The 17,446-nt window shown below is 66.8% G+C and carries 14 protein-coding genes; 10 read left to right on the forward strand and 4 right to left on the reverse strand.

What is annotated here, in order from left to right; all coding sequences use genetic code 11:
• The first annotated feature begins 52 nt into the window (after window positions 1-52).
• The 7 genes from ACIQF4_RS01255 to ACIQF4_RS01285 all read left to right on the forward strand — a co-directional run bounded on the left by ACIQF4_RS01255 (window position 53) and on the right by ACIQF4_RS01285 (window position 10,783).
• Entirely contained in the window at window positions 53-1,576 is a 1,524-nt protein-coding gene (locus tag ACIQF4_RS01255; RefSeq protein ID WP_400513916.1) for an ATP-dependent DNA ligase, read from the forward strand.
• Window positions 1,577-1,681: 105 nt separating this feature from the next.
• Window positions 1,682-3,334, forward strand: coding sequence for a response regulator transcription factor (locus ACIQF4_RS01260; protein ID WP_400513918.1), 1,653 nt, complete (start codon window positions 1,682-1,684; stop codon window positions 3,332-3,334).
• Window positions 3,335-3,413: 79 nt separating this feature from the next.
• Window positions 3,414-3,779 carry a hypothetical protein gene (locus tag ACIQF4_RS01265; RefSeq protein ID WP_350001971.1) on the forward strand — a complete coding sequence of 122 codons (366 nt, stop codon included), beginning with the start codon at window positions 3,414-3,416 and terminating at the stop codon, window positions 3,777-3,779.
• A complete protein-coding gene (locus ACIQF4_RS01270; protein ID WP_400513920.1) occupies window positions 3,776-4,882 on the forward strand; it encodes a flavin-containing monooxygenase in 1,107 nt (368 codons plus the stop codon). The genes ACIQF4_RS01265 and ACIQF4_RS01270 overlap by 4 nt, the downstream gene beginning before the upstream one ends.
• 105 nt (window positions 4,883-4,987) lie before the next feature.
• Window positions 4,988-7,096: an acyltransferase family protein gene (locus ACIQF4_RS01275; protein WP_400513922.1), complete on the forward strand. Its 2,109-nt coding sequence runs from the start codon at window positions 4,988-4,990 to the stop codon at window positions 7,094-7,096.
• Between the two features lie 233 nt (window positions 7,097-7,329).
• A complete protein-coding gene (gene guaB / locus ACIQF4_RS01280; protein WP_350001968.1) occupies window positions 7,330-8,841 on the forward strand; it encodes an IMP dehydrogenase in 1,512 nt (503 codons plus the stop codon).
• An 82-nt stretch (window positions 8,842-8,923) separates the two neighbouring features.
• Entirely contained in the window at window positions 8,924-10,783 is a 1,860-nt protein-coding gene (locus ACIQF4_RS01285) for an ABC transporter ATP-binding protein (RefSeq protein WP_400513924.1), read from the forward strand.
• Between the two features lie 21 nt (window positions 10,784-10,804).
• On the opposite strand, the gene ACIQF4_RS01290 is transcribed toward ACIQF4_RS01285, so the two are convergent.
• From ACIQF4_RS01290 to ACIQF4_RS01305, 4 genes are read right to left on the reverse strand one after another with little or no spacing between them, the layout of a single operon-like run.
• Window positions 10,805-11,452, reverse strand: coding sequence for a hypothetical protein (locus tag ACIQF4_RS01290; protein WP_350001964.1), 648 nt, complete (start codon window positions 11,450-11,452; stop codon window positions 10,805-10,807).
• 9 nt (window positions 11,453-11,461) lie between these two features.
• The gene (locus tag ACIQF4_RS01295) at window positions 11,462-12,103 is read right to left on the reverse strand and encodes a hypothetical protein (protein ID WP_400513925.1); all 642 of its coding nucleotides are present in this window, start codon (window positions 12,101-12,103) and stop codon (window positions 11,462-11,464) included.
• Window positions 12,100-12,732 (reverse strand): hypothetical protein, encoded by a 633-nt coding sequence (locus ACIQF4_RS01300; RefSeq protein WP_400513927.1) that lies wholly within the window; start codon window positions 12,730-12,732, stop codon window positions 12,100-12,102. Before ACIQF4_RS01300 ends, ACIQF4_RS01295 begins: the two co-directional genes overlap by 4 nt.
• Before the next feature lie 52 nt (window positions 12,733-12,784).
• Window positions 12,785-13,690 carry a hypothetical protein gene (locus tag ACIQF4_RS01305; RefSeq protein WP_400513929.1) on the reverse strand — a complete coding sequence of 302 codons (906 nt, stop codon included), beginning with the start codon at window positions 13,688-13,690 and terminating at the stop codon, window positions 12,785-12,787.
• Between the two features lie 188 nt (window positions 13,691-13,878).
• Between ACIQF4_RS01305 and ACIQF4_RS01310 the strand changes: the two genes are divergently transcribed.
• The 3 genes from ACIQF4_RS01310 (at window position 13,879) to ACIQF4_RS01320 (ending at window position 17,405) form a co-directional block, all read left to right on the forward strand.
• Window positions 13,879-15,015, forward strand: coding sequence for a GuaB3 family IMP dehydrogenase-related protein (locus ACIQF4_RS01310; RefSeq protein ID WP_066277663.1), 1,137 nt, complete (start codon window positions 13,879-13,881; stop codon window positions 15,013-15,015).
• A gap of 120 nt (window positions 15,016-15,135) precedes the next feature.
• The gene (locus tag ACIQF4_RS01315) at window positions 15,136-16,875 is read left to right on the forward strand and encodes a glycerol-3-phosphate dehydrogenase/oxidase (protein ID WP_350001958.1); all 1,740 of its coding nucleotides are present in this window, start codon (window positions 15,136-15,138) and stop codon (window positions 16,873-16,875) included.
• A 41-nt stretch (window positions 16,876-16,916) separates the two neighbouring features.
• Entirely contained in the window at window positions 16,917-17,405 is a 489-nt protein-coding gene (locus tag ACIQF4_RS01320) for a PTS sugar transporter subunit IIA (RefSeq protein ID WP_066277659.1), read from the forward strand.
• The last annotated feature ends 41 nt before the right edge of the window (window positions 17,406-17,446 follow it).

Consider the following 17,446-nt stretch of genomic DNA (forward strand, 5'->3'; position numbering starts at 1 on the left):
TCCCGTCCGGAGCTGTCCATAGTGGACGGGCCGGGCGTGGCAGACTGATGCCATGCTGCTCGACGAGCTCGTGAAAACTACGGATACGGTCGCAGCCACGCGCTCCCGGCTCGCGAAGGTGGACGCGTTGGCGGACCTGCTGCGCCGGCTGGAACCAGCGGAAATCGCGACGGCGGTGGGCTTGCTGACCGCCAGGCCGCGCCAGGGCCGGGTGGGGGTGGGATGGCGCGGCATGTCTGCAGCCATGGGGGAGCCGGCCCAGGAACCGGCCCTCACCCTCGCCGACCTCGACGCCGCCTTAGACCGGTTGCTCGCCACCGCGGGGGCCGGGTCTGCGGCGGAGCGCGCCGCGACGCTTCGGACACTCACGGCGGCGGCTACGGAAAGGGAGCAGGCCTTCATCTCCGGCGTGCTGCTGGGGGAGCTGCGCACCGGTGCGCTTGAGGGGGTGCTGACGGATGCCGTTGCCCGTGCCTCGGACCGGCCCGTCGCCGCCGTACGGCGCGCGGCGATGCTCTCCGGCGATCTCGGCGAAACCGCCCTGCTGGCCATCACGGGCACGGCGGCGCAGCTGGACGCCGTCGGCCTCGTCGTCGGCCGCCCCGTGCAGCCGATGCTCGCTTCCACGGCGGCCAGCGCCGGCGCCGCCCTGGAGGTTACCGGCGAGGCGTCCGTGGAATACAAGCTCGACGGCGCCCGCATCCAGGTGCACCGCGCCGGCGACGACGTACGCATCTACACACGCACCCTGGCCGAGGTGACCCACCGCCTGCCCGAGGTGGTGGAGGTGGTGCGCGCACTGCCGGTGCGGGATGTGATCCTTGACGGCGAGACCCTGGCCCTCGATGAGGACGGCGGCCCCCGGCCGTTCCAGGAGACCATGTCCCGGTTCGGCGCGGACGCGGTGCGCACCACCCTGCTGCATCCCTGGTTCTTCGACGTGCTGCACATCGACGGCCGCGACCTCCTGGACGAACCGCTGTCCACGCGCATCGGCGTGCTTGAGGGCATCGCCCCGGACCACCGGATTCCCGGCCAGATCACGGCAGACCCAAGCGTTGCCGAAAGGGTCTCCCGCGATGCGCTCGCCGCCGGCCACGAGGGCGTGGTGGTGAAGGCGGTGGAATCTGCCTACGCCGCCGGCCGCCGCGGCTCCAACTGGATCAAGGTGAAGCCCGTGCTTACCTACGACCTGGTGGTCCTCGCCTGCGAATGGGGGTCGGGACGGCGCACCGGGCTGCTCTCCAACCTGCATCTTGGAGCATTGGACCCGCACGGGGAGTTCGGTGAACCCGGCGGCTACGTCATGGTGGGCAAAACCTTCAAGGGCCTCACCGACGCGCTGCTGCAGTGGCAGACCGAACGTTTCCAGGAGCTCGAAGTGCGGCACACGGCGGGCACCGTCTGGGTGGAGCCCGTGACCGTCGTCGAGATCGCGATAGACGGCGTGCAGCAGTCCCCTCGGTATCCCGGCGGCATCGCGCTCCGGTTCGCCCGGGTCAAGCGCTACCGCGATGACAAAACGGCTGGGGAAGCGGACACTATCCAGACCCTCCGCGCGCTGCTTCGCCCGTAGGTTGTGCCGGTTCGAGGGCGGGCGTACCGTGGCGCTTAAGTACCTCAGCGTCCAGCGCACGGCCCCATCAGTGCGGCTGGACGGGTGGTGTCCGAGGAGGCCGGAGTGTCAACTGAAACGGGCATTGACGAAGGGCGGTCAGCGTTCCGGGAACACCGCTGGACTGACGCTTCCAGGAGCTACGCGGACGCGGACAGGCGCGGCGGACTACCGGCAGCCGACCTTGAGCGTCTGGCAACGGCCGAAATCCTGACCGGCGACATCACAACAGGCCTGGACACCCTCACCCGCGCGCACGAGGAATACCTGATTATCGGCGACATCGGAGGCGCGATGCGGTGCGCGGTGTGGCTGGGCATGCACCTGCTGAACCTTGGCGAAACCGCCCGGAGTGCGGGCTGGTTTGCGAGGGGTAAAGCGTTGGTGGACGAGCTTGATGAACCGGGTCCGGTGGCGGGCTTGCTGCTGTTCCCCGTCGCGCTGGGCAAACTCTACGGCGGCGACGCCGCAGGCGCGCTGCAGCTTTTCACCGAAGCGGGCTCTTTTGCGCGGACGTTCCAGGACAGGGACCTGACGGCGCTGGCCCTTCTGGGAACCGGACAAGCAACGCTGATGCTGGGGCGCACAGACGAGGGCCTTGGAAAGTTCGATGAAGTCATGGTGGCGGTAACAGCGGGGGAGCTGTCACCGGTGCCTTCGGGAATAATCTATTGTGCGGTAATTGGCAATTGCCACCTGGTGTTCGATTTGGAGAGGGCGCTGCAGTGGACAGTGGCACTGGACCGCTGGTGCCGTGCCCGGCCGGACATGGTGGCCTTCAGCGGTCAATGCCAGTCCCACCGTGCCGAGCTCTTCCGGCTGCACGGCGCATGGGCCGAGGCGCGCAAGGCCGCTGCTGTGGCTCAAGGTCTTGCCGGCAGGGGTGATCCCCAAGCGCTATACAGCGGTTTCTACCAGCAGGGCGAAGTGGAGCGCCTCGCCGGGAAGCTGGACACCGCTGAAGAATGCTACCGGCAGGCCGCACGAAGTGGGTGGGAGCCGCAGCCTGGCCTTGCACTCCTCTTGCTGGCCCGCGGACAGGCGCGGCAGGCGCAGTCAATGATCCGTCGGGCGGCCGGGATTGCCGATGCTGCCACCCGCTGCCACCTGCTGCCGGCGCTGGTCGACATCGAACTGGCTGCGGGCGATCCCGAGGCCGCGCGGCAGGCTGCCGACGAGCTGGGAATCATTGCCAGGGAGCAGCCCAAAGCCATGCTCCAAGCTCTGGCCGGCCAGGCTGACGGCGGGGTCCGGATCGCCGAAGGCGACGCTGCCGGAGCGTCGCAATCCCTGCGGCGGGCGTGGAGACTGTGGCAGAAGCTGGGCGTTACGTACGAGGCTGCCCGCTGCAGAGCCCTGATCGGCTGTACGTGCCGCTCGCTTGGGGATGAGCCTTCGGCGCTGATGGACTTCGAGGCCGCACATGAGGAATTCCTGGAGCTGGGGGCAGCACCCGCCGCAGCCTGGGCAGCGTCCTTGATGCGCGCAGCCGCCGACGAAGCTGCAGGCGCCGGACCGCTGACCCCCCGGGAAACCGAGGTGCTCCGGCAAGTGGCGTCGGGGAAAGGGAACCGCGCCATCGCGGCGGAGCTCTACCTCAGTGAAAAGACCGTGGCACGCCACATCAGCAATATCTTCCTCAAGCTTGGCCTGTCCTCCAGGGCGGCGGCCACCAGCTACGCCTATGAGCACGGGTTGGCCGGGCAGCCGCCTGCATAGAAATACCCATCTGCCCCGCGGCGAGGGTTACATGATTCCGTCGACGCGGAGGGGTGGGCCGCGCCCGTAGCCTCAAAACATGAACCTTCCAGTGCTCGCCGGAACCGTGTCGACAGTGCTCTTCGCCGTCGGTATGCTCCCGATGCTTCTGAAGGCTGCACGCACCAAGGACCTTGCGTCGTACAGCCTGGGCAACCTGGTGCTGAGCAACGTGGCCAACGCGGTGCACTCGATCTACGTTTTCAATCTTCCCGCAGGTCCCATTTGGGTCCTCCACCTGGCCTACGTCCTGGCATCCGCCCTGATGCTGGCATGGTGGCTGCTCTACAGGGAAACGGGACACGAAACAGCAGCCAGCACCCCGACAGAAAGTGCGTCGGCTGGCAGCCCAGCGGGAGGGTCCAGCCTCAGGAATCCACTTGCTATAAAAGGAGCACGGTCATGAGCAACAACAATGCGGCCGGCACGCTTGACACCATCATCATCGGCGGCGGGCAGGCCGGGCTGGCCCTGGGCTATTTCATGAAAGGCCAGAAACGGAAGTTCCTGATTCTGGACGCCTGCCAAAGGACTGGCGATTCCTGGCGGCAGCGGTGGGATTCGCTCCGGGTGTTCACTCCCGCCAAGTACGACGGACTGCCCGGCGCTCCGTTCCCGGCGGACCGGCTGTCCTTTCCCACCAAGGATGAAGTGGCGGATTACCTCGAATGGTATGCCGCAAAATTTGAATTGCCCGTGAGCCACGGCGTCCGCGTGGAGCGCCTTTGGCGGGAAGGAGACCACTACGTGGCCGCGGCCAACGGCCACCGGTGGGAAGCGCGCAACGTTGTGGTGGCGACAGGCTCCACCCAGGCGCCCGAGGTGCCAGGCTTTGCGGCTGAACTGGCGCCTTCCGTACGGCAATTGCATTCCAGCCAGTACAGGAACCCGCAGCAACTCCAGGAAGGTCCGGTCCTGGTTGTGGGGCTGGGGAACTCGGGGGCTGAGATCGGCCTCGAGGTTTCCAGGACCCGGCCGGCGCTGGTGGCCGGCAAGCCCACAGGCGAAATCCCGGTGAAGCACGGCAAAGCCGCGGCACGTTACGCATTCCCGGTGGTGCGCTTCCTTGGCCTGCACGTGTTGACGCTTGGCTCACCGATTGGCCGCAAGGTGGCGCCGGCAATGAAAGCGCACGCCGAACCGCTGATCAGGACGAAGACGAAGGACCTCGCGGCCGCCGGCGTGCACGTCGTGCCGAGGGTCACCGGGGTTGCTGACGGGATGCCTGTACTGGCGGACGGAACGCGCCTTGAAGTCTCCACCGTGATCTGGTGCACCGGATTCCGTGAGGAATTCAGCTGGATCGATCCGGCCTTGCTCGACGCCGGCGCAATGCCCCGGCAGTGGCGCGGTGTGGCTCTGGATTCGCCAGGGCTGTTCTTCCTGGGGCAGCGGTTCCTTTACGCGGAGGTATCGGACACCCTCCCGGGCCTCGGCCGCGACGCACGCTACCTGGCGGCCAGGATTCCGGCTCCCGCCGCTCACGGAGCCGCGGTGGCAGCCGCCTGAGCCGCGCCGGCGCCGCCGCCTGAGCTGGCGCCTCCTTTACCGCCCGGACAGCGCCGTGATGCCCGTTACCTTTCCCGGAAAATCCCCCAGGCCTCGGTAGGATTGATGTTTTGCCCGCCGCTGGAAGGTCTTTTTGTGTCGATAGCGAGAACCGCGGCTGCGTCCCGCCCGGTGCCCGAAGCAGCCGCCAAAAGCCGGAAACCGACCTTCCGGCCGGAGGTCCAGGGGCTCCGCGCGCTCGCCGTGCTGATGGTCGTGGCGTACCACGTGTGGCTGGGCCGGGTGTCCGGGGGAGTGGACATCTTCCTGCTGATCTCCGCGTTCCTGCTGACCCTTTCCTTTGTCCGGAAAGCCGAAGCAGGGCGGCCCTTCGGCCTGCTGGCGCACTGGCTGCACCTGTTCAAGCGGCTCCTGCCCGCCGCCGTCGTGGTCATCCTTGGGGTCCTCGCAGGGACGTGGCTGATCCTGCCGCAAAGCCGCTGGCCGCAGGTGCTGGACCAGGCCTGGGCGTCACTGCTGTACAGCCAGAACTGGCTGCTCGCCGACACCGCCGTTGACTACTATGCCCAGGACCACGCCGGAGCCAGCCCGCTGCAGCACTTCTGGTCGCTGTCCATCCAGGGACAGGTGTTCATCCTGTGGCCCCTCATCTTCGCGGGCACCGCCGCGCTGCTGGCGCTGCTGCACCGGGCCCCCGCGCTCAACCGGGTCAGCTACCGCGGCCTGCTGGCACTGGTTTTCGGTACGGTCTTCGCAGTGTCGCTGGCCTATTCCGTGGAGCAGACGGCCGGCAACCAGGCGTATGCCTACTTTGACACCAGGACCCGGCTCTGGGAGTTCGCGCTGGGCTCGCTGCTGGCGCTGGTCCTGCCCTGCCTCAAGCCGGGCCGGGTACTCCGGGTGGTGCTGGGCTGGGCAGGCCTGGCGGCAATGGTCTCCTGCGGCCTGCTGCTCACGGTGGACCGCTCGTTCCCCGGCTTCGTGGCGCTGTGGCCCACGCTGGCGGCCGCGGCCATCATCGTCGCGGGACAATCCGGCAGCCGCTTCGGCGTGGACAGGCTCCTCAGCAGCAGGCCCCTGGTGGCGCTGGGAGACAATTCCTATGCCCTGTACCTCTGGCACTGGCCGGTCCTGGTATTCGCCCTTGCGGCCACCGGCGTGGAGGCACCCAACCTGGCCCAGGGCCTGGGTGTCGTGGGCGCCTCCATCGTGCTTGCCGTCCTCACCACGCGCTTCGTTGAAAGACCCCTGCGTGACTGGCACTGGCCGCAGCGGCGGGCCTGGCGCACCGCCGTCGTTGTTGCCGCCTGCGGCGCACTCCTTGCCGGACCCGTGGCCATCTGGCAGACCACGCTCACCGCAGAGGAAAGCGCGACGGCGGCACAGCCGCGGGAACTCACGCCGGGGGCCGCCGCCCTCAGCCCGGAGAACGCCCCGGTGCCGGCCCCGGATGCAAGGATCATCCCCGGCCCCTCGGCACTGGACAACGACTGGGCCGGAATCCACGCACCCTGCACCGACGCCAACGCCACCAGCAACCCCATCCTCGAAGGGTGCCGGCAGGAGGTTCCGGAGGGTGGGGTGACCAAGCGCATTGTGGTCCTGGGGGACTCCCACTCCCAGCAGTACCTGGGTGCGCTGGCGCCGATAGCCGCCGGGCGCGGCTGGGAACTGGTGACGCTGTTGATGCCGGCGTGCCGCTTCGGGGCGGAGTCGGCAGCACGGAATGCCGAATGCAACGCCTACAACCAGGCCAGCGCCGCCTACGTCCTGGAGCACCAGCCGGACGCAGTGTTCACGGTGGCCTCACTGACCCATGAGGAAGCCCCGTTCGAAACCGAGGTCCCGGGGTACCTGGAAGGAGTCCGGCCCTTTGCTGATGCCGGAATCGAGATCATCGGCATCCGGGACAACCCCCGCTTTACGTTCAACATGCCTGAATGCATCCAGCGCAACGGGCCGGACGCCCCGGAGTGCAGCGTGTCCTTGGCGGAGTCCCTGGTGGAACCATCCCCGCTGGAAAGCTACCGGGGCAAACTGGCCGGCCTGCACCTGATGGACCTCAGCGACTTCATCTGCGCGCGGGGGACATGTCCCGGTGTGGTGGGCAACGTGTACGTCTACAAGGACGACAACCACCTCACGCGGACCTACGTGGAAAGCATGCTCCCCATGTTCGAACAGCGCCTGCTGGCCGCCACCGGCTGGAGCTGACAGCCTCGAACCACGCACCGCCCGCGCTGCGGGCGTGCGGTTGCTCACATTGCACGCGTGGAATAGGGGGATCGGCGCTGAGGTTCTAATATTTACTCAATACTTCCGGCCTCCGGGTCCCCGCCTGCCGCGGCGGTCCCGGAACATTTCCTGCACAGGCCAGTCCCGTAATGACGGGCTGGTCATCAGCTGCAACCCCTACCCGTCCAGCTACCAAGGTAAGAGGCGCACTCATGACCGAGCCCGAACACAACCCCTTTGGCTTCATCGGCCTGACCTACGACGACGTGCTGCTCCTGCCGGGCCACACGGACGTTATCCCGTCCGACGCCGACACGTCCTCGCGGATTTCCAAGCGTATTTCGGTCCACACGCCGCTGCTGTCCGCCGCCATGGACACTGTCACCGAATCCCGGATGGCAATCGCCATGGCACGCCAGGGCGGCCTGGGCGTCATCCACCGCAACCTGTCCATCCAGGACCAGGCGGACCAGGTGGACCGGGTCAAGCGCAGCGAGTCCGGAATGATCACCAACCCGCTGACCATCGGCCCGCAGGCCACGCTCGCTGAGCTGGATGAGATCTGCTCGCAGTACCGCGTCTCCGGCCTGCCCGTGGTGGATGAGGACATGCGCCTGCTCGGCATCGTCACCAACCGCGACACCCGCTTCGTCCCCGAGTCCGACTTCCCGCTGCGGCTGGTCAGCGACGTCATGACCAAGATGCCCCTGGTCACCGGACATGTGGGGATCAGCCGTGAGGAAGCCTCGCACAAGCTCGCCACCAACAAGATCGAGAAGCTTCCCCTGGTGGACGAGCAGGGCCGGCTCAAGGGTCTGATCACCACCAAGGACTTCACCAAGGCTGAGCAGTACCCGCTGGCAACCAAGGACGATGAAGGCCGCCTCCGCGTGGGTGCTGCCATCGGCTTCTTCGGGGACGGCTGGGACCGCGCCATGGCACTGGTGGACGCCGGCGTCGACGCCCTGTTCGTGGACACCGCCAACGGCCACTCGCAGGGCGTGCTGGACATGATCCGCCGCCTCAAATCCGATCCCGTGGCCGCACACGTGGACATCATCGGCGGCCAGGCCGCCACCCGCGAAGGCGCCCAGGCCCTGATCGACGCCGGCGCCGACGGCATCAAGGTGGGCGTGGGACCGGGCTCCATCTGCACCACCCGCGTGGTGGCCGGCGTGGGCGTCCCGCAGATCACCGCCATCTACGAATCCGCCAAGGCAGCGATCCCCGCCGGTGTTCCCCTCATTGCCGACGGCGGCCTGCAGTACTCCGGCGACATCGGCAAGGCGCTCGTGGCGGGTGCCGACACCGTGATGCTCGGCTCCCTGCTGGCCGGCTGCGACGAATCGCCGGGTGAGCTGATTTTCGTCAACGGCAAGCAGTTCAAGTCCTACCGCGGCATGGGCTCCCTGGGGGCCATGCAGTCCCGCGGCAAGAACACGTCCTACTCGAAGGACCGCTACTTCCAGGCCGACGTCTCGGGCGATGACAAGCTCATCCCGGAAGGCATCGAGGGCCGGGTGGCCTACCGCGGTCCGCTGTCCTCCGTGGCCTATCAGCTGGTGGGCGGCCTGCGCCAGACCATGTTCTACACCGGAGCCCCCACCGTTGCCGAGCTGAAGGCTCGCGGCAAGTTTGTCCGGATCACCCCGGCCGGCCTGAAGGAATCGCACCCGCACGATATCCAGATGACCGTCGAGGCGCCGAACTACGGTTCCCGCTAAACGAAAATCAAGCCAGTCCCGCAGGCCATGGAGTCCACGCTCCATGGCCTGCGGTGTCTGTACCCACCACTAGGCTGAAATCATGCCCCCACCAGGCCATCCGGCCGAATTAAGCCCCAAAAGGGAACCCCAGCGCCGCCTGGCCCTCCGGCCCTACACCCGCGCTGTGGCGCAGGTCCTGCGGGTCAGCTTCCGGGCATCGCCAGGGGCCGTGATCATGAAGGTCCTCGGGTCGTTGATCTCGGCCGTGCTTCCGCTGGTCACCACGTACTTTGCTGCCCTCACCACCACGGCGCTGGCGGCAGCCTACGCAGGCGATACTGCGGCCGGGCAGGTGGCCATTGTCTATGTCATCATCACCGCCGCTTTAGGACTCTTCTGGGGCGCCTTCACCAGCGTGGACAGGTACATCCAGCAGCTGATGAGCTTCAAGGTGGGAGCCATCGTGGGGGACCAGATGTACGAGCGGTTCCTGGCCCTCGAGTTCTGGCGCTACGACGACAAAGAAACCGTGGACCTGTATGACCGTGCCAAGCGGTTCTCCGACTCCTACGCGCGGGTGCTTGACCGGATCGCTGCGATCTTCACCCAGCTCGTCTCGGTGATCCTGGCCGTGGGCGCCCTGTTGCTGGTCAGCTGGTGGATTGCGGTGATCGTCCTGGTGGCCATCGTGCCGAGCGTCTACCTGCAGTTCAAACTGTCCCGGGAGCAGATAGCGCACTGGAACACGCAGGTGGATTCACGCCGCCAGCGCCGGATGATCGAGACCAACCTCCTGCGGCCGCAGCACATCGCCGAGATGCGGCTTTACGGCATCGTGGGTTTCCTGATGGACCTCCGCTCCCGCCTCCGTGACGCGGACGAGCGCCGCCGCCTTGATTACCAGCGGCGGTACATCCCCAAACAGCTTGCGGCGGATGCCCTCCAGTACGGTGCGGAAGTGGTCTCGCTGATCTGGGTGGTGGGTCAGATCATCGCCCGCGCTCAGCCGGTGGGGCAGTTCCTCTACGTGCAGCAGATTGTCAGCCGGGCACTGTCTACGGCGAACAACCTGGTTTCCTCCCTCAGCTCCATCGACGAGGACCTGGCCAACCTCAAGGACTATGAGCTGTTCATGGCCATGCCCGTGCATTCAATGCACGCCCCGCCGTTGCTGCAGTCGCCAAAAACCGTTGAACTGCAGGACATCCGGTTCAGCTACACGGGCAGCGACGTGGAGGTCATCCGGGGGGTCAGCCTGACTATCCGTGAAGGCCAGCACATTGCCATCGTGGGGGAGAACGGCGCCGGCAAGTCCACGCTTATCAGGATCCTCGCCGGGCTGTACCGTCCGGACTCCGGACAGGTAATCCTCGACGGCGTGGACCTCGCCGCCGTGGACGTCACCTCCTGGCACCGGCACCTGGCGGTACTGAGCCAGGAGTTCCTTAAATACGAATTCGCCACTGCGGCAGAGAACATCTATTTTGGCGACGTTGACTCACCCCGTGACGACGCACGGATCCGAAGGGCCGCAGCAGATGCCGAGGCCCTGGACTTCATCAACAAACTCCCCAACGGCCTGGACAACCACGTCAGCAACTGGATGGAGGACCCCCGGGGCCGCAAGGGCAGCGGACTCTCGGGCGGCCAGTGGCAGCGGCTGGCCATGGCCCGCAACTTTTACCGCGACGCGTCCTTCATGGTGATGGACGAACCAACGTCGGCCATCGATGCCCTCGCCGAGCACCGCATCTTCACCCGCCTCTTCGCCGACCGCAGCAGCACCATCATCGCCATCAGCCACCGGCTCGCCACCATCGAAAAGGCGGACATCGTGTACATGCTGGAGGACGGCAGGATCGTGGAACAGGGGACCCACAAAGAACTGGTGGCACTCCGCGGCCGGTACTTCAGGATGTTCGAATCCCAGCTCAGCGTGGACGAGGCCGGGCCGGTATAGGCAGCTGCTGCTGAAACCATCTCACTTTCCCTGCCCCCGCGATGGGGACTTGTCCCCGGCACCGCCACTTTCCACCACGGTGGTGCGGACCCGGGCCAGGCTTGGCCGGGGCGGGACGCTGCTGAATCCAAATGTCACCGCCGGCCGGATGGGGGCCAAGGCCCCGGCGTCGACCTCGTCCCAGCTGACGACGGCAGAGGTGATGTTGTGCAGGTCGCTCACCCCGTAATATTCGCGCCGGCCGCTGCCCGCGGTGCCGGAGGTCCGGGACCCGCTGCTCAGGACCCCGGCAACCGGGCTGATGGCATGCAGCCAGCCGGGGTGCACGGCGACGCGCCGGGGGACTGCCCTGAGCATCCTGCCCAGGAGGGCCCGTCCGCCTAGACGGGCGCTGATCGTCAGGGGACCGGCGTCGACCTCCAGTGTCCTGTGGCCCAGCCGCGCCGACAGCTCAACCTCCGTGACGTCGTCGAAGGCGTAGGTGGCGGCGATGAAGTCCGCCACTTCCCGGTTCGGGGCCAGGAGCTGCCGGTGCCCGGAGGCGTGCTGGACCATGACGTCGGCAAAGGGCCCGAAGGGCGACTCCTGCCAGATGCCCACCACGGCGCGAAGGCCGGAGGCTGTGCCGATGCCGGCAATGTGCCCGTCGAAAATCCACTGCCTGCCCATCAGGTCACCTCACAGCGGCCCGTAGCCGGCGTTGCCGTGGGGATCGCGCCAGATGGCCAGGTCCTGTTCCACAGCCCTGCGGAGTTCCGGGTTGGACTGGACCCGCAGCCGGAATGACTCCCGGGCGCGTCCCAGCACTGCCGACGGGACCACGATGCAGGCCACCAGGAGAGCCACAACAAGCAGGTAGGCACCAACAAGGGAAACGGTTGTGCCTTGTTCCGCGGCCGTCGGAAGTACCATAACCATGGCCGCGCCAATGAGGCCGGCCAGTCCGGCCACCATGGCGATGCCGCCCCGGGCGTTACCAGGGCCTCGTGTGACAAGCAGCTTGTTCGTGTTGGGAAGCCTGCTGCGGACCCGCTTCCACGAGGTCAGGCCCAGCACCATGAGGGCGGTACCCAGTGGGCCGAGCACCAGCACAGCGGCAGGGTTTCCTGACACGGCTGAGAAGAACAAACCCGTCAGGACCAGGACGGGTCCGCCGGCGATCGCGCTGCTCCAGCCTGCCGCCAAGGTGCCCTGGGCATCGGCCAGTTGCCGTAACCGGGATGGCGCGTTTGGAGGGCTCACCCGGGCCAAGTCCGGGGAAAGCCAGTGCTCAAGGGAGTACGCGGGCAGGTTCGCGGGGAAAGGAACGGAATGTGTCATGCCGTCTGGAGGCCCAAGCCCTGGCGCAGGCGCTCTTCCAGCTCCTCCGGCCGCAGCGCAGCAGGGACAGGCCGGTCGTTGTCGCCGTTGACGATTTCCAGGGAACCATCCGCTTCGGCCTTGATGTGGACGGAGTGGAAGGTGCCGTCCGCAACGTGCCGCCGCAGCGTGCCCGCCGCGGGCCGCCCATCAGGCGCGGTATCCAGGTAGAAGCCCACCATCGCGACGGCGGTGGTGAACATGCCGTCAGCATCGGTCAGGGGACGCAGTTCGTGGACGCCGTATTTGCTGAGGCTGAGGAGCAGGGCGCCGTTGCCCGATCCGAACAGGAAGTAGACATGCTCGGCCTTCGGCGTCACCAGGGCGACCTCCAGCCAGGCATCCGAGTCCGCCAGGACGGCTGCAACGCCGGCGGCAGGACCCACCGGCAGGAGGGATTCCCCTTCAACTTTCATGAGCCCCCGTTCCAGGAGGGTCGCCACACCGGCCTGTTCGAGGGGTGCGCCGGCAGCGTGGTCAAGCCTGAACAGGCTCTGGCATTTGAGCGCCCCGGTGGTTCCTGCCAGGGCGATCAGGGCGATGAGTTCGTGTTCGGTGATGGGCAGTGGTGCGTCTTCTTGATTGGTCACAGCAGCCTTTGGGTCGACAGGTCTCGGTTTTTATTCTAGGGAAGCCGGGGTGTCATGTGAGCCAGCCCCAGACCTTCTTGGCACCGTCAGCCACGGCATCGACGGTCTCCCTGGCGGCGTCGGACACAGCGTCGACGGTATTCCTGGCTGCATCTGCGACCATCTCGGAGGCTGAGCCATAGCCAAGCTTCGAAGCAAGGAGGCCCATACCGCCCCAGGCAATGCCAGCGACAGCGAAGAATGGGCCGGCCCCCGGGATGAAGCTTCCCGCCGCCAGGACCGTGGAGATCCCGCCATCAATCGCCATCCCGGTGTTGCCGGTGGCAGCGCCTTGCACGATTTGGAGTGCGCCGGTCGCGATGCCCAGGCCACCGGAAAGGCGTCCCAGCATGGAAGTGCCGTTCAGGAGCTGTGTTCCACGGACATACCCAACTCCGGGGACCTGGGCGTACTGCGCGGTCAGCCAGGGCCAGTTGGTCAGTTTCGTGAGGAGGTCGCCTTTGGCCATGGTGGCCAGGAGACTGTCCGTATATAGGCCTGCCCCGGTTACGGCGGCGTTGGCAGCCCACCACTCCGGGCTGCCGGCAACGGAGAGGATGCCTTCAAGCCCGGTATTTGAGGCTGCCTCCGGAGTTCCCGGCCCTGCCGGACTGGTGGTGCCTCCCGGTCCGGAACCGGCCCTGCCCCCGCTTGTGCTGGCAGTCTCTTGTTCATCCGCCTGAGTCAGGAGGGTCCGTGAGGCGTCGATCAGCGACTGGGACGCCTTGTTCAGCATCGGGCGCAGGTTGCTGCTCCACTCGCGGCGGAACTGTCCCGCGTCGTTGCCTTTCCAAGCGCTGTTTGAGATCAGGCTGCTGACCTGTCGCTCCGTGTTCAGCAGGTGCTGCCCGGACTGCCCCATGGATTTGGACAAGGACCGCAGCTGCTCAATGTCGGCACCGTAAAGGCCAGGGGCCATGGTTGTTCTCCTTGGGATCGGGCACGGGAGCGTCACCGAAGCCCCCCGGCCCTAGGCTACGGGCTTCTGCGGGCGGCTGCCATGGGTACCGCTGCCCATCCTGCTGCCGGACCTGTTCCGGAGGCCGGGGCGGGCAGCGACCCGTGCAGGTCCGCTGGACGGTGCCGTGGCTGGGATAACCTAGAGCAGTGACTTACGAGATCGAGATTGGCCGTGGCAAGCGTGGGCGTCGTGCCTACTCCCTGGATGACATTGCAATCGTCCCTAACCGTCGTACCCGCGACCCCAAGGACGTCTCCGTCTCCTGGCAGATTGACGCCTACAAGTTCGACATGCCGGTCATTGCGGCGCCCATGGACTCAGCCATGTCCCCACAGACGGCTATCGCGCTGGGCCGGCTCGGCGGCCTCGGCGTGCTGGACCTCGAGGGCCTGTGGACCCGGTACGAGGACCCGCAGCCCATCCTGGACGAAATCGGCGCCCTGGAGGATGAAACCAACAGCCCGGCCGTGACCGGACGGATGCAGGAGCTGTACAAGGCGCCCATCCAGCCTGAGCTGATTACCTCCCGCCTGGCCGAGATCCGCGAGGCCGGAGTGACGGTGGCAGGATCGCTGACCCCGCAGCGCACGCAGGAGCACTACAAGACCGTGGTGGCCGCCGGCGTCGACATTTTTGTCATCCGCGGCACCACCGTGTCCGCCGAGCACGTCTCCAAGGACCATGAACCGCTGAACCTCAAGCAGTTCATCTACGAACTGGACGTTCCCGTCATCGTGGGCGGCGCGGCCGGCTACACGCCCGCGCTGCACCTCATGCGCACCGGCGCCGCCGGCGTGCTGGTGGGCTTCGGCGGGGGCGCCACCACCACCACCCGCCGCGCCTTGGGCATCCATTCGCCCATGGCGTCCGCAATTTCCGACGTCGCTGCCGCGCGGCGGGACTACATGGACGAGTCCGGCGGGCGGTACGTGCATGTCATTGCCGACGGCGGCATGGGCACCTCGGGCGACATCGTCAAGGCGATCGCCATGGGGGCCGACGCCGTCATGCTCGGCAGCGCACTGGCGCGGGCCGAAGAGGCACCGGGCAAGGGCTGGCACTGGGGCCAGGAGGCCCACCACCTGGAGCTTCCCCGCGGAGACCGCGCCAACGTCGGCACCGTGGGACCGCTGGAGGAAGTCCTGTTCGGGCCGGGCCACCACACCAACGGAACCTCCAACCTCATTGGCGCGCTGCGCCGCTCCATGGCGACCACCGGATACTCGGACCTGAAGGAATTCCAGCGGGTGGACGTCGTGGTTTCCCCGTACTCCGGAAACTGACGCACTCCCCTTGGAACCGGGAGGGTGGCGGCGGTATCCCGCCGCTGCCCTCCTGCCCAAGCGTGCCGCAAGCAAGTAGGGTGGTTTTACTACCGGCACTTGAGGCACTGGAGGCGTTCAATGAAGAATTTTCCTGTTAACGGCGGGGCCCTCGGCCCGGAAGCCAGGGAAGCATCCATCCAACGGCTCCGCGCCACGGCGGACCCCGGCCAGGAACTGGACATCCTCATCGTTGGCGGCGGCATCGTCGGCACCGGGGCAGCACTGGACGCTGTCACCCGCGGCCTCAGCGTCGGCATCGTCGAAGCGAACGACTGGGCTGCCGGCACGTCCTCCCGGTCCTCGAAGCTCATCCACGGCGGCCTCCGCTACCTGGAGATGCTCGATTTCGGCCTCGTGAAGGAGGCGCTGCAGGAGCGCGGGCTGCTGCTCTCCGAACTCGCGCCCCACCTGGCCCGGCCCGTGCCCTTCCTGTACCCGCTGACGAAACCCTTCATCGAGCGGCCGTATGTGGGAGCCGGCATTGCACTGTACGACGCCATGTCCGTCTCCAGCGGGCACAGCAGGGGAGTGCCGTTCCACAAGCATCTCAGCCGCAGGGGCACCCTGCGCGCTGCCCCCAGCCTCAAGAACGATGCGTTCGTGGGCTCCATCCGGTACTACGACGGCCAGGTGGATGACGCGAAGTACTGCGCCAACCTGGTCCGTACCGCCGCCTACTACGGTGCCCACGCCGTCAACCAGATGAAGGTGGTGGACTTCCTCCGCGAAGGTGAGCGGGTGGTCGGGGCAAAGGTGGTCAACCACGAAGACGGGACGCAGTTCAACATCCGCGCCAAGCAGGTCATCAACGCCACCGGGGTGTGGACGGACGAAACCCAGGCCATGGTGACCGATCGCGGCCAGTTGAAGGTCCGTGCCTCCAAGGGCATCCACCTGGTGGTGCCGCGGGACCGTTTCCAGTCCACTGTCGGCCTGATCCTGCGCACCGAAAAGTCGGTGCTGTTCGTCATTCCGTGGGGCCGGCACTGGATCATCGGCACCACGGACACCGACTGGAACCTGGACAAGGCCCACCCGGCTGCCTCCAGCAAGGACATCGACTACATCCTGGAACACGTCAACAAGGTCCTCAAGCGTCCGCTGACCCGCGAGGACGTCGAGGGCGTCTACGCCGGCCTGCGTCCGCTGCTGGCCGGGGAAAACGACTCCACCGCCAAACTGTCCCGCGAACACGTGGTGGCCCACCCCGTTCCGGGCCTTGTGGTGGTGGCCGGCGGCAAGTGGACCACCTACCGGGTCATGGCGAAGGACGCGGTGGATGAAGCCACCCGCACCATGGACGAGCGGGTTCCGCCCAGCTGCACGGAAACGATTCCCCTGCTCGGTGCCAGCGGATTCAGGGCAGCCTGGAACCGCCGCAACCGTACCGCTGAGGAATCCGGGGTGCATGTTGCCCGGATTGAGCACCTGCTGAACCGCTACGGCTCCATGACCTCCGAGGTGCTGGCCATCATCGAGGAGAATCCAGCCCTCGCTGAACCCCTGCCGGGCGCCGACGACTACCTCCAGGCAGAGGCCGTCTACGCCGCAACCCATGAGGGTGCCCGCCACGTCCATGACGTGCTGACGCGGAGGACACGGATTTCCATCGAGGCCTGGGACCGCGGCGTGTCCGCCGTGCCTGTTGTCGCTAAACTAATGGGTGACGTCCTTGGCTGGAGTGACGCCCAGCGTGAAAACGAGGTGCGGCACTACATTGCACGGGTGGAGGCCGAACGCCTCAGCCAGCAACAGCCGGACGACGAATCCGCGGACGCCGCCCGCCTGGGCGTGGAAGACATCGTGCCCCTGCGCTGAGGGATTCACGGCACCAGCAACGCTGACTGAAGGGATACGCCTTGGCGGAACCACTTGACCGGTACGACGCCGAGCTCACCACGCCCGACATGGTGATCTTGGAGCTGGAGGCTAAGGACAAGGCCGACGCCGCCACCCAGCTTGCCAAGCGGCTGCACGCCGCCGGGCGGATTTCGGACCTGGACGGGTTCCTCAAGCATGTGAACGCCCGGGAACACCAGCTCGCTACGGGACTGCCGGGCGGCATCGGCCTGCCGCACGCCCGCAGCGAGTTTGTTTCCCGCACCTCCATCGCCGTCGGGATTACCAAGTACGGGCACGCCCTCGATTTCGGTGCCGCCGATGGTCCGGCCACGGTGATCCTGCTGATTGCCACCCCGGCGAGCTCCTTCTCAGACCACCTTGAGGTCCTCGCCACGCTGGCCCGGTCCTTGTCCAAGGAGTCCTTCCGCGAGTCGCTGCGCCGGGCCTACGATCCCGATATGATCGCCGAGCTCATCAACTCCAGCCTGGTGTTCTTCGATCACTGACCGGACCGCAGCCGTGGTCCCGCAGAGGCAGGGCCTGGCCC

Origin of the sequence: Pseudarthrobacter sp. NPDC092202 (assembly GCF_044755505.1) — a bacterium.
GTDB lineage: Bacteria > Actinomycetota > Actinomycetes > Actinomycetales > Micrococcaceae > Arthrobacter.